12 protein-coding genes are annotated in these 12,715 nt (G+C 32.5%); 10 read left to right on the top strand and 2 right to left on the bottom strand.

All coding sequences use genetic code 11. The features are described 5' to 3' along the window. Window positions 1–39: 39 nt before the first annotated feature. From CD035_RS02810 to CD035_RS02830, 5 genes are all read left to right on the top strand, one after another. Window positions 40–243 (top strand): hypothetical protein, encoded by a 204-nt coding sequence (locus CD035_RS02810; protein WP_025904699.1) that lies wholly within the window; start codon window positions 40–42, stop codon window positions 241–243. Between the two features lie 367 nt (window positions 244–610). After that, a complete protein-coding gene (ygs, locus tag CD035_RS02815) occupies window positions 611–991 on the top strand; it encodes a S1 domain-containing post-transcriptional regulator Ygs (protein ID WP_048540132.1) in 381 nt (126 codons plus the stop codon). Between the two features lie 244 nt (window positions 992–1,235). Next, window positions 1,236–2,780 carry an L-glutamate gamma-semialdehyde dehydrogenase gene (gene pruA, locus CD035_RS02820; protein WP_048540130.1) on the top strand — a complete coding sequence of 515 codons (1,545 nt, stop codon included), beginning with the start codon at window positions 1,236–1,238 and terminating at the stop codon, window positions 2,778–2,780. A gap of 70 nt (window positions 2,781–2,850) precedes the next feature. Further along, the gene (locus CD035_RS02825; RefSeq protein ID WP_025904702.1) at window positions 2,851–4,041 is read left to right on the top strand and encodes an ornithine--oxo-acid transaminase; all 1,191 of its coding nucleotides are present in this window, start codon (window positions 2,851–2,853) and stop codon (window positions 4,039–4,041) included. Between the two features lie 108 nt (window positions 4,042–4,149). Beyond that, complete coding sequence (locus CD035_RS02830; protein ID WP_048540128.1) at window positions 4,150–5,394, top strand: Glu/Leu/Phe/Val family dehydrogenase; 1,245 nt, start codon at window positions 4,150–4,152, stop codon at window positions 5,392–5,394. A gap of 45 nt (window positions 5,395–5,439) precedes the next feature. Here the strand turns inward: CD035_RS02830 and argH are convergent, their stop codons facing one another. Continuing rightward, the gene (gene argH / locus CD035_RS02835; RefSeq protein ID WP_048540127.1) at window positions 5,440–6,813 is read right to left on the bottom strand and encodes an argininosuccinate lyase; all 1,374 of its coding nucleotides are present in this window, start codon (window positions 6,811–6,813) and stop codon (window positions 5,440–5,442) included. Next, window positions 6,810–8,012 carry an argininosuccinate synthase gene (locus CD035_RS02840; RefSeq protein WP_025904705.1) on the bottom strand — a complete coding sequence of 401 codons (1,203 nt, stop codon included), beginning with the start codon at window positions 8,010–8,012 and terminating at the stop codon, window positions 6,810–6,812. Before CD035_RS02840 ends, argH begins: the two co-directional genes overlap by 4 nt. A 210-nt stretch (window positions 8,013–8,222) precedes the next feature. Here CD035_RS02840 and CD035_RS02845 point away from each other — a divergent pair, with 210 nt between their 5' ends. The 5 genes from CD035_RS02845 (at window position 8,223) to lepB (CD035_RS02865) (ending at window position 12,681) form a co-directional block, all read left to right on the top strand. Next, window positions 8,223–9,560, top strand: coding sequence for a glucose-6-phosphate isomerase (locus CD035_RS02845; protein ID WP_037588854.1), 1,338 nt, complete (start codon window positions 8,223–8,225; stop codon window positions 9,558–9,560). A 94-nt stretch (window positions 9,561–9,654) separates the two neighbouring features. Beyond that, entirely contained in the window at window positions 9,655–10,599 is a 945-nt protein-coding gene (locus CD035_RS02850; RefSeq protein ID WP_048540125.1) for a nuclease-related domain-containing protein, read from the top strand. A gap of 354 nt (window positions 10,600–10,953) precedes the next feature. After that, the gene (locus tag CD035_RS02855; protein WP_048540123.1) at window positions 10,954–11,568 is read left to right on the top strand and encodes a TVP38/TMEM64 family protein; all 615 of its coding nucleotides are present in this window, start codon (window positions 10,954–10,956) and stop codon (window positions 11,566–11,568) included. After that, window positions 11,565–12,095, top strand: coding sequence for a signal peptidase I (gene lepB / locus CD035_RS02860; protein ID WP_048540121.1), 531 nt, complete (start codon window positions 11,565–11,567; stop codon window positions 12,093–12,095). The genes CD035_RS02855 and lepB (CD035_RS02860) overlap by 4 nt, the downstream gene beginning before the upstream one ends. A gap of 19 nt (window positions 12,096–12,114) precedes the next feature. After that, on the top strand, window positions 12,115–12,681 hold the full coding sequence (lepB, locus tag CD035_RS02865) for a signal peptidase I (protein ID WP_048540120.1): 567 nt from the start codon (window positions 12,115–12,117) through the stop codon (window positions 12,679–12,681). The last annotated feature ends 34 nt before the right edge of the window (window positions 12,682–12,715 follow it).

The following is a 12,715-nucleotide window of genomic DNA, read 5'->3' on the forward strand; positions in this document are numbered from 1 at the left end:
TCTTTGGTATAATTTAGTTGCTAAGGGAGTGGTCGGCTTATGATGGAATTTCTTTATTTTCCAGATAATAAATTAGAATATATTCCTGCTGTTGCTACGTTGATATTATTTATGATTTTGGCGTATATCGTATTTATGATGTTCCGTAAAAAATCTAAAAAAGACGAAGAAAAAATGAAATCATTTGAAAAACAAGTAATGGATCATTTAGAGCAAGAGGAGAAAAAGAACAATAAGAAGTAAATAAAGCATTCCAAACGAATACTATATATAGGAAGAGACTGAGGCATATGTATGTCGAAGTCTCTTTTTTATATGTAATGTTGAGTTGAGGGGTGGGCGCTAACGATCAAGACTCAAAAACAATATCGTTAGCGCCCAACATATCTCACAAAATCCCCATACAAATCCTACAACAAATAAAGAATCTTTAATCTATTTTCGCCATAGAATACTTATTTCTTAATCTAATAATAAATTCATGAATTTATAGATGATTTATATTTATGCATAATATTTTCAGAATTATATATCAAATTAATGGTTTAATAAAAATAACTATGCTATGATGAAATAGTTAATAACTTCAAGTACAAGGGGTTTTCTAAAAGTGAGAAAACAATATAAAGTTGGTCAGTTTGTAAAGGTAAAAGTGACTGGCATTCAGCCATATGGCGCCTTTGTTGAAACCCCTGATCATGTGGAAGGTCTCATTCATATTTCTGAAGTGATGAATGATTACGTGCACAACCTTAATCAATTTGTTAGTGTTGGCCAGATAGTAAAAGCTAAAATAATTAAAGTTGAAGCGGATGGCAAGTTGAATTTATCACTTAAAGATAATGAATATTTCAAAAGACAAGAACGTAAGAAAGAAAAGCGCTCAGTTCTAGATGAAATTAGAGAGACAGAAAAATACGGGTTTCAACCTTTAGAAGAAAGGTTGCCTAAGTGGATTAAACAATCAAATAAACATTTTGAAGACGAATAAATGATCTATCGTCTTTATAAGCTGGATATCTTACATGATAATCCGGCTTTTTTTATACGAAAAATCACTTCATTGAATGAACATTTAAACGGCTTTTTGAATAATTATTTGAAGTAAATTTACAACTTATTTTTATTGTAAAAATTCAGAAAAAAATAGCTTGAAGTAATCTATAAAAGTGTGTCATTATAGGAATGTAAGGGGTTTCTTAATACCCCGTATAAACATAGGGAGGTTTACTTTAATGATTCCATACAAACACGAACCATTTACTGATTTTACGAAAGAGGAGAATAAGGCTGCTTATTTAGAAGGTCTTAAAACAGTTGAAGGATATTTAGGAAAAGAGTATCCAATTATTGTTGGAGGAGAACGTATATTTACAGAAGATAAAACACGTTCATATAATCCATCAAACATTGAAGAAACAGTAGGATTAGTTTCTAAAGCAAGCAAAGAACATGCTGAAAAAGCAATGGAAGCTGCTAAAGAAGCCTTTAAAACATGGAGAGATACTGATCCAAGTGTCCGTGCTGACGTTTTATTCAGAGCAGCAGCAATTACGAGACGTCGTAAACACGAATTCTCAGCTTTACTTTCTAAAGAAGGTGGTAAACCATGGAAAGAAGCAGATGCAGATACTGCTGAAGCAATCGACTTTATGGAATACTATGCGCGTCAAATGCTTGAATTAAAAGACGGTAAAAAAGTAGAAAGTCGTCCAGGAGAATATAATAAATATAATTATTTGCCAGTTGGTGTAAGTGTTGTTATTTCACCTTGGAACTTCGCATTTGCAATCATGGCTGGTACAACTGTAGCACCAGTCGTAACAGGAAACACTGTGTTATTAAAACCATCATCTAAAACGCCAGTTATCGCTTATAAATTTATGAAAGTTTTAGAAGAAGCAGGTTTACCAAAAGGGGTGGTAAACTACATTCCAGGTTCATCAAGTGAAATCGGTGATTATTTAATTGATCATAAAGATACAAGTCTTATTTCATTCACTGGTTCTCGTGATGTAGGTGTTTCTATTTATGAAAGAGCTGCAAAAGTTCAAAAAGGCCAAACACACCTTAAACGCGTTATTGCTGAAATGGGTGGTAAAGATACAATTATTGTTGATTCAGAAGGTGACTTAGATTTAGCAGCTGATTCAATTGTACAATCAGCATTTGGATTCTCAGGTCAAAAATGTTCAGCATGTTCACGTGTCATTGCAGTTGAAGATATTTATGATGAATTATTAGATAAAGTAGTTGAACGTACAGAAAAATTAACTGTCGGTGATTCAACTGATCAAGCTAATTATATGGGTCCAGTAATTGACGAAAACTCATTAAACAAAATTAAAAAATATATCGAAATCGGTAAAAAAGAAGGCCGTATAGTAGCAGGTGGTACAACTGACGAAGAAAAAGGACATTTCGTTAACCCAACTGTTATTGCTGATTTAAAACATGACGACAGAGTCATGCAAGAAGAAATCTTCGGACCAGTTGTTGGTTTCAGCAAAGCAAAAGATTTTGATCAAGCAATTGAATTTGCGAATGATACAGAATACGGTTTAACAGGTGGCGTTATTACAAATAACCGCTCTAAATTAGAACAAGCACGTAGAGACTTTATGGTAGGTAACTTATACTTCAATAGAGGATGTACAGGTGCTATTGTAGGTTACCAACCATTTGGTGGCTTTAAAATGTCAGGTACAGATTCTAAAGCAGGTGGACCAGACTACTTAGTACTTCACTTACAAGGACGTACGACATCAGAAATGTTATAATATTGTTGAAATAATAAAAATACAGTAGGGCGTTTACATGCTCTACTGTTTTAATGGGAGGAGATTTAATATGACAAAGTCACAAGAAATCATTGAACAAACAAATACATTTGGTGCGCCGAACTATTTGCCATTACCAATTGTAATTTCAGAAGCGGAAGGTATTTGGGTTAAAGATCCAGAGGGCAATCGCTATTTAGATATGTTATCTGCTTATTCTGCAGTTAACCAAGGTCATCGTCATCCGAAAATTATCCAAGCATTAAAAGATCAAGCAGATCGTGTAACACTTACTTCACGCGCATTCCATAGTGATCAATTAGGTCCTTGGTATGAAAAAATTTGTAAACTAGCAAACAAAGAAATGGTATTACCAATGAACACAGGTGCAGAAGCTGTTGAAACAGCGATTAAAGCTGCAAGACGTTGGGCTTATGATGTGAAAGGTGTAGAAGATAACAAAGCAGAAATCATTGCGATGAATGGTAACTTCCATGGTCGTACAATGGCTGCAGTTTCACTTTCTTCAGAAAAAGAATACCAAAGAGGTTATGGTCCATTATTAGGTGGATTCAAACTTGTTGATTTCGGTGATATTGAACAAATTAAATCTGCTATTACACCAAATACAGCAGCCGTATTAATTGAACCTATTCAAGGTGAAGCGGGTATTAATGTACCTGAAGACGGTTATTTAAAACAAATTAGAGAAGTTTGTGATGAAAACAATGTGTTATTCATTGCAGATGAAATTCAAGCTGGTCTTGGTAGAACAGGTAAATTATTCGCAACAGATTGGGATAATGTACAACCAGATATGTATATCTTAGGTAAAGCTTTAGGTGGAGGCGTATTCCCAATTTCATGTATTGTTGGTAATAAAGAAATTCTAGAAGTATTTAACCCAGGTTCACATGGTTCTACTTTTGGTGGTAACCCTCTAGCATGTGCGGTATCTGTTGCAGCATTAGACGTACTAATTGATGAAAAATTATCTGAGCGTTCTTTAGAATTAGGAACTTATTTCAAAGAAGAATTACAAAAAATTGATCATCCATCAATTAAAGAAGTAAGAGGTAAAGGTTTATTCATCGGTATCGAATTAACTGAAGATGCAAGACCATATTGTGAAAAATTAAAAGAATTAGGTCTGTTATGTAAAGAAACTCATGATACAGTTATTCGTTTTGCACCACCACTTATTATCGAAAAAGAAGATTTAGATTGGGCACTTGATCAAGTTAAGTCTGTTTTTAAATAAAAAATCTGATAACGTTTACAAAAAAACGTTTAAGACCTTTTAAAAATAATCAATTATGTTACAATTATTTAGAGATTAAAAGTATTTAAAAAAGAGGCGAAGAGGATCATGAGCGAAAATTTAAATTTAGTTTCATCGACACAAGAAATTATTGGTGAAGCCCTTAATAAATTAGGTTTTGACGAGGGAATGTACGATTTAATTAAAGAACCAATGAGATTATTAACAGTGCGTATACCTGTTAGAATGGATGACGGTTCTGTTAAGACATTTACTGGTTATCGTGCACAACATAATGATGCAGTTGGACCAACTAAAGGTGGGGTTCGTTTCCATCCAGATGTTGATGTCGAAGAAGTAACTGCATTATCTATGTGGATGACGTTAAAATGTGGAATTGTAGATTTACCTTATGGTGGTGGTAAAGGTGGTATTGTCTGTGACCCAAGACAAATGAGTATTCATGAAGTAGAAAGATTATCTCGTGGATATGTTCGTGCTATTTCTCAAATAGTAGGTCCTACAAAAGACATTCCAGCACCAGACGTATTTACAAACTCACAAATTATGGCTTGGATGATGGATGAATATAGTCAAATGGATGAATTTAATTCTCCAGGATTTATTACTGGTAAACCTATTGTTTTAGGTGGTTCTCAAGGTAGAGATCGTTCTACTGCATTAGGTGTTGTTATTGCAATTGAAGAAGCAGCTAAGAGACGTGGAAAAACAATCGAAGGTTCAAGAGTCGTTATTCAAGGATTTGGTAACGCAGGAAGCTTTTTAGCGAAATTCTTATATGATCAAGGCGCTAAAATAGTAGGTATTTCAGATGCTTATGGTGCACTTCATGATCCTGAAGGTTTAGATATCGATTATTTATTAGATCGTCGTGATAGCTTCGGAACAGTTACAAATTTATTTGATGATACAATTTCTAATAAAGAATTATTTGAAATTGATTGTGATATCCTTGTTCCAGCAGCGATTTCAAATCAAATTACAGAAGATAATGCTAATGATATTAAAGCTGAAATTGTAGTAGAAGCAGCTAATGGTCCAACTACAATGGCAGCAACTAAAATATTAAGTGAGCGTGGCGTTCTTCTTGTGCCAGACGTATTAGCAAGTGCTGGTGGCGTAACAGTATCATACTTCGAGTGGGTACAAAATAACCAAGGTTATTACTGGACTGAAGAAGAAGTTAACGAAAAACTACGTGAAAAATTAGTTAAAGCTTTTGATACAATTTATAACTTAGCAGAAAATAGAAAAATAGATATGAGATTAGCAGCTTATATTGTAGGTATTAAACGTACAGCTGAAGCGGCTAGATATAGAGGTTGGGCATAAGCCTTAACCAATAAAACACACCATTTTGCATGGTGTGTTTTTTGATTATATGAGTTTTTTAGCGACATTAATTTGATGTTGGACGGACTCTTGACCTGTTGAACCATAACTTTTTCTACGGTTTAAACAGTTTTCAGGTTTTAAGTAATCAAATACATTTTCTTGTATACGTTCGTTGTAAGATTGATATTGTTCTAATGGTACATCTAATAAATATTTTCCATTTTGAATGCACCATAATACAATTTTACCTACAATCTCATGTGCTTCTCTAAAAGGTATATTTTGTTCTACTAAATAATCAGCTAGCTCAGTAGCATTAGAAAAATCTTTATGCACTGTTTCATTTAAACGCTCTTTATTCACTTGCATAGTAGATATCATACCTTCGAAAATACGCAATGAGCCTTTAACAGTATGAATAGCATCAAACAGACCTTCTTTATCTTCTTGCATATCTTTATTATATGCTAATGGTAAGCCTTTTAAAGTAACGAGCATACTCATTAAATGACCTGTTGTTCTGCCAACTTTTCCTCTAATCAATTCTGCCATATCAGGGTTTTTCTTCTGCGGCATAATCGATGATCCAGTAGAAAAACTATCTGATAATGTAACAAATTTAGCTTCATCAGTAGACCAGAAAATAATTTCTTCAGCAAATCTTGATAGGTGAACCATCGTTAATGAAATATTATGCACTGTTTCAACGATATAATCACGGTCACTAACTGCATCAAGACTATTTTCATATAAACTGCTAAAGTTTAAAAGTTCTTGTGTACGATGTCTATCAATAGGATGGGTTGTACCACTTAAAGCTGCAGCACCTAGTGGACTGATGTCGATTCTTTTTAAACTATCATTAAATCTCGATTTATCACGCTCTAACATCCAGAAATAAGTCATGATATGATGCGCGAAAGATATAGGTTGCGCTCTTTGTAAGTGCGTGTAACCGGGCATGATGGTATGCACATGTTCATCAGCAATACGAAGAATTGATTTTTGAAGAGATTCTATAAGTGTGAGAATCTCTTGAACATGTTGTTTCGTATAAAGGTGCATATCCGTTGCAACTTGATCATTTCTACTTCTACCAGTATGCAATTTACCGCCTACTTGACCAATTTTCTGAATTAAAGCATGTTCAATATTTAAATGAATATCTTCTAGTGATTCAGAAAGCTCAAGATTACCGTTATAATAGTCGGTTTGGATATCTTTTAGACCTTGAATAATTTGATTTGATTCTTCAGTTTTGATAATATTTTGTTCCGCTAACATTGTTGCATGTGCAATACTACCTTGAATATCTTGATCAATTAAATTTTTATCAAAATGGATAGATGCATTAAATGCATCTACCCATGATTCAGGGTTAGACTCGAATCTTCCACCCCATGCTTTTTTTGTCATTTTAAAACACCCTCTGTTTCTAATAATGCTTTAACCTTAGTAGGTAAACCGAAGATTTCAATGAATCCTACAGCTGCTTCTTGGTTAAATGCGTCTTCTTTAGTGTACGTTGCAAGTGCTTCATTGTATAAACTAAATGGAGATTTACGTCCATTAACGATTACATTTCCTTTAAATAGTTTAACACGTACTGTACCTGTTACTTGAGTTTGTGTAGAATCGATAAATTGTTTTAAGCTATCTGTTAATGGAGAGAACCATAATCCATTATAGATTTGTTCAGCTAATTGTTTTTCGATTACAGGTTTAAAGTGTGCAACGTCTTTAGTTAAAGTAATCGTTTCTAATGCTTTATGTGCTTCCATTATAACCTTTGCACCTGGTGTTTCATAGACTTCACGTGATTTAATACCAACTAAACGGTTTTCTACGTGATCGATTCTGCCGATACCATGTAAACCAGCAATTTCATTAAGTTGTAAGATTAATTCATCTAACGGATATGATTTATTATTGATTGAAATAGGTAAACCTTTTTCAAATACAATTTCAAGTTCTTCTGGTGTATCAGGTGTTTCTTCAATTGGTTTCGTTAAATCATAAGCATCTTCTGGTGGTGTCGCAAATGGATCTTCAAGAATACCACACTCATTACTACGACCCCATAAATTTTGGTCAATTGAATATGGAGAATCTAAATTGATAGGAATTGGAATGTTATGTTTTTTAGCATAATCAATTTCTTCCTCACGACTCCAAGACCATTCACGTACTGGCGCTAATACTTCAATATGAGGCGCTAATGCTTTAATAGCTACTTCAAAACGTACTTGGTCATTCCCCTTACCAGTACATCCGTGTGCTATTGCAATCGCATCTTCTTCTTGAGCGATTTCAACTAATTTCTTAGATATAAGTGGTCTACTCAATGCAGAAACAAGTGGATAACTACCTTCATACATTGTATTACCTTTAATTGCATAACCAACAAAATCTTCACTGAATTCTTTTGTTGCGTCTATTACATATGATTTTTCTGCACCCATATCATAAGCTTTTTGTTTAACTAGTTCTAAATCTTTACCTTCACCAACATCTAAACAACATGCAATTACTGTATATCCTTTTTCAATTAGCCATTTTACTGCAACACTCGTATCCAATCCGCCTGAGTATGCCAATACAACTTTGTTAGTCATTAAAAAAACCTCGCTTTTGTATTAATATTTAATATTTTGTATATTTAATCGATAAACATACAATATCATATTAAAAATGAATGTTCAATAGTTATTTTAAATATTTATGCATGTAAAAGTATATCGCTGCATTTCAATTGAAAGCCTATGAAAACTAGAGTAAAATAAAGACGTTGTTGAAATTAAATATAGATTACATAGGAGGATATTATGTCACATATTCAATTTGATTATAAAAAAGCTTTAACATTTTTTGGTGAACATGAGTTAGAACAATCACGTGATCTAGTAAAAAATATACATCATGTTATACATGAAAAGACTGGAGCAGGTAGCGACTTTTTAGGATGGGTTGACCTTCCTGTAGATTATGACAAAGAAGAGTTCGATAGAATTCTAGCTGCTTCTAAACGTATCAAAGAACAATCTGAAGTATTACTTGTTATTGGTATTGGTGGTTCATATTTAGGTGCACGTGCAGCAGTTGAAATGTTAAATTCTACATTTGCTAATTATGAAAAAGGTGAGAATCCTCAAATTATATTTGTAGGGCATCATTTATCTTCATCTTATGTACATGATTTAATTGAGTATATAGATGGTAAAGATTTCTCTATTAACGTTATTTCTAAATCAGGTACAACGACTGAACCTGCAGTAGCATTTAGAATCTTTAAGAAAATTTTAGAAGAAAAATACGGTAAAGAAGAAGCTAAAAACCGTATCTTTGCTACAACTGATAAAGAAAAAGGCGCTTTAAAAGATTTAGCTACTGGTGAAGGTTATGAAACATTTGTCGTACCAGATGATGTTGGTGGTAGATATTCAGTATTAACAGCAGTTGGTTTATTACCAATCGCAGCAAGTGGTATTGATATTCAAGATATGATGAAAGGTGCTGCAGCTGCGCGTGAAGATTTATCATCTTCAGAACTTGATGACAATATTGCATATCAATATGCAGCAATTCGTAATATCTTATATGCAAAAGGGTATTCAACAGAAATGTTAATCAACTACGAACCAGCTTTACAATACTTCAGTGAATGGTGGAAACAATTATTCGGTGAATCTGAAGGTAAAGATTTCAAAGGTATTTATCCATCAAGTGCTAATTTCACTTCTGACTTACATTCACTTGGTCAATATGTACAAGAAGGCCGTCGTTTCTTATTTGAAACAGTTGTAAAAGTTGAAAATCCTAAACATGATATTACAATTGAAGAAGACAAAGATGATTTAGACGGTTTAAACTTCTTAGCAGGTGAAACAGTTGACTTCGTTAATACGAAAGCATTCCAAGGAACATTATTAGCACATACAGATGGTGGCGTACCAAACTTAGTTGTTAAAGTTCCTCAATTAGATGCATATACATTCGGTTATGTTGTATACTTCTTCGAATTAGCATGTGCTATGAGTGGTTATATGTTAGGCGTGAATCCATTTAACCAACCAGGTGTTGAAGCATACAAGCAAAATATGTTCGCATTACTTGGTAAACCAGGATTCGAAGACTTGAAAAAAGAATTAGAAGATAGACTATAATATGAAACGTATTTTAGAAAAAAGTCCCCAAATTTAATTTGGAGGACTTTTTTTATTTTGAATTTGAATTTTTTGAAGAAATGAGTGATATTTTATGAAAATACGTAAAAATTTATTTTTAGCTTATATTGATGCATTCCAAAATAGGGTGGATGAGTTACCTGAAAATATAGATGAACAATACCAAGTCACAAAGCAAGGGTACGAAGGCGAAAAAGCATTCGCTCAAATACTTGAAAGCTATGGGGCAGAATGGTGGCTATATGATTTACAGATTAAAAATTATAATCACATTCAATTTGATTTTGTAGTCATAACAGACGATGCCATCATCCAATTTGAAATTAAAAATTATACAGGTGACTATTATTTTGAAAATCACAAACTATATAGAAGTACAGGTTTTGTATCTAAAGATCTTATTAATCAATATGAAGTCGCTCAAGAAGGTTTAAAAAGAATCGTTGAGAAATATAAATTAAAACGCAAAGTAGAAAGCTATGTTGTTTTTATACATCCAACTTTCACGTTACATGGTGATTTACGATCACGAATGAATATTATTTTAAAAAGTGAGGTACATAAAATAAAAGATATGGTATCACAAAACTTTAAATATGAAGAGAATAAATGGATATACTGTAAACTAAAAAGCCTACACGAAGCATTTTTAAATACAAATCAAATACCAAATTTGAATATAGAATATAAAGATTTAAAAAGAGGCGTACGATGTACAAACTGTCGAAAGTTGATTCGAGTAGATGAATTATTTAATAAACGAAAATATTTAAAATGTCATCATTGTAAGAGAGAATTGAATAGAACGAATATTATTATTCAATCATTAGAAGAATTATATTTATTAAAAGGCGCACCATTTTCAGTAAAAGAAGCAGAAATGTGGACAGGGGTCTACAGAAGTTCCATAAAGAGAATCCTATATAAGTACTTTATAAGAAGCGGTAATAGAAAAAGTACTAGATATGGACCGATAAAAAAATATACCGGTCCAGAAACGAGAAATACGGACCGATAAAAAAATATACCGGTCCAGAAATGAGAAATAAGGACCGATAAAAAAATATACCGGTCCAGAAACGAGAAATAAGGACCGATAAAAAAATATACCGGTCCAGAAACGAGAAATACGGACCGATAAAAAAATATACCGGTCCAGAAATGAGAAATAAGGACCGATAAAAAAATTTACTAGCTCAAAACTAGTAGATTCCCATACCAACAAACCAACTTCCTTCAAATATTACCCCCTACAAACCAATGAATTCCTTCTCATTCCTAAAGATACGACTTTTGTATGATGTCAATTTACTTTTCTATTTACACATTTATCGGTATAATTAATCTAAATTTAAGAAGGAAGTTGCGTTACATGTTAATACAAGATTTAATGAATTGGTTCAGTGAAGAGAACATTACTGAATTAATTGAAACGTTTAGATCGTTCGGGATATTCATAGCATTTTTATTACCATTTATTGAGGCATTCTTACCGTTTTTGCCAATCATTCTATTTGTAATTGCTAATGTAAATGCTTATGGATTATTGTTAGGTTTTATCATTACATGGGCTGGTACTGTATCGGGAAGTTATATAGTCTTTATAATCTTTAGAGTAATTTCTAAAAAGCCTTTTATGAAAAGGGTTATTGAACAGCCTAGAGTTGTAAGGTTTATTCAGTGGATTGATGAACATGGATTCGGACCACTGTTTATTTTGTTGTGCTTTCCATTTACGCCAGGTGCTTTAGTTAATATGGTTAGTGCCTTTTCAAACATTAGTAAACAAGTCTATTTAATCGCGTTAATTTTATCAAAAGCCATTATGATATTTACATTAAGTTTCATTGGTGCCGATATAAATTCCTTTTTTGCAAGTCCTAAAAAGAGTATAATAGTAGTCGTGATTATATTTGTGCTCTGGCTAGTTGGAAAAGGCTTAGAAAAATATTTTGATAAACGCTTAAAAAATAGGAGTCAAAAATGAAAAAAATATTCGAATGGATAATTGCAATTATAATTGCGTTAGTATTATTATTTATTGTAAGAACATTTTTATTCATCGGTTATGTTGTAGACGGAGACTCAATGAAACCAACTTTTCATGATAATGATAGAGTAATTGTTAATAAGCTTGTTAAGAATTTTGGACAAATTAATAACGGTGATGTTATCGTTTTTCATGCGAATAAAAATGCTGATTATATTAAAAGAGTTATCGGGTTGCCAGGCGACACAGTTGAAATGAAAAACAACAAACTGTATATTAATGGTACCCATGTAAATGAGCGTTATTTAAATGATAATATAAAGACTGATGATTTTAGTACAAGAACCATTCAAGGCTCTAAAAGTGATGTTATTCCTAATGGTGAATATCTAGTATTAGGTGACAATCGTAGCAATAGCAGAGACTCAAGAGAAATTGGTTTTGTACATGAAGATGATATCGTTGGTACTGTGAATTTAAGATATTATCCATTTAATCAAATAGATGTGAATTTTGATAAATAATAATAATGAGGTGGCATTTTTGAAAAAAGAAATATTTGAATGGGTTGTGGCGATTGCAGTAGCAGTTGTATGTGTATTACTGATACAGAAATTTTTATTTGTAACATATACAGTTTCTGGAGATTCTATGTACCCAACTTTAAAAAATAGTGAAAAAGTAATCGTTAACAAAATTGGATATAAAGTGGGAGATATTGATAACGGAGATGTTATTGTATTCCACGCAAACAAGAATGATGATTATGTGAAACGTGTTATCGGTAAACCTGGTGATACAGTGAAATATGAAAATGATCAATTATATGTAAATGATAAAAAAGTACCTGAAGAATACTTAAAAGCAAACAAAGCGAATAAGTCACGTGATTTATTGACAGAGAATTTTGAAGTGAAAGATTTAGTGAATTCAAATGGTGCCAATAAAATTCCTAAAGATGAATATTTAGTCTTAGGAGATAATCGTGAAGTAAGTAAAGATGGTCGTTCATTTGGTTTGATTGATAAAGATGTCATTGTTGGTGAAGTTGCATTAAGATTCTGGCCAATTAACCAATTCCATTATAATTTTGATCCATCTACAAACTAATATAAAAGATCTTAAACACCTTGCTTTGAAATTA

The organism is Mammaliicoccus sciuri (assembly GCF_002901825.1).
GTDB classification, from domain to species: Bacteria; Bacillota; Bacilli; order Staphylococcales; family Staphylococcaceae; genus Mammaliicoccus; species Mammaliicoccus sciuri.